At 67.2% G+C, this 677-nt stretch carries 2 pseudogenes; one reads left to right on the plus strand and one right to left on the minus strand.

Annotation, left to right across the window (positions count from 1 at the left end):
- Positions 1-228 (minus strand): annotated as a pseudogene (locus AC628_RS41335) (DUF2147 domain-containing protein); the annotation flags it as partial.
- Positions 229-423: 195 nt separating this feature from the next.
- On the opposite strand from AC628_RS41335, the pseudogene AC628_RS41340 reads away from it, so the two are divergent.
- Positions 424-677: pseudogene (locus AC628_RS41340) on the plus strand (DUF2147 domain-containing protein); the annotation flags it as partial.

Raw genomic sequence — 677 nt, forward strand, 5'->3', positions numbered from 1 at the left:
CGGGCTTGCGGCCGCCGCTTCGGGTGCGGGCACCGGCCTCAGCGTGCGGCCATTGTCCGCGCCGTCGTCGCGCTTCCATCGATCAGACACCGAGACGCAGGAGAGCGAGCGGCACCGCGTCGGATCGAGATGGACGCGGTGACCGCCGATCGAAAACGAGATGCCCTCGCCGGCATGGGCGAACGGTGCGGACAGCATCAGCGCGACGAGCAGGCAGGTGCGCTTCATCGAAGCCTCCAGAACATCCAATGACGCTAAAGGGGGCGGTGCTCACGGCGCAGTGACCTGCGTCACCGTGACGATCCTTCGTGACGATCCTTCGGCTGCGTCCGCCGGCGTGATGCAGATCACATAATCAAGCCCCGCGGCCGCGTAGCGTCCGGACCAATCGATCAACCCCCGCCCAACGCCACGGAGACCCCGATGAAGAAGCTCGTTGCGATCGCCGCGCTGCTGATGGCCACCACGTCAGCGCATGCCGGCGGCACCGGCATCACCTTTGAGATCGACGGCCAGCGCGTCCATGTCGAGGCGCCGCGCAATTGCAGCGCGCTGTCCTGCATCCGCATCTCGGCGCCGGGCTATAACGGCACGATCGGCGGCATCAGCAAGAACTTCGGCTCGAAGTCCGACGATGATGATGTTGCCGCGACGAGCTCGCCGCCGCCCGCGCCCCC

The sequence above is a fragment of the Bradyrhizobium sp. NAS96.2 genome, from assembly GCF_001908235.1.
Lineage (GTDB): Bacteria > Pseudomonadota > Alphaproteobacteria > Rhizobiales > Xanthobacteraceae > Bradyrhizobium.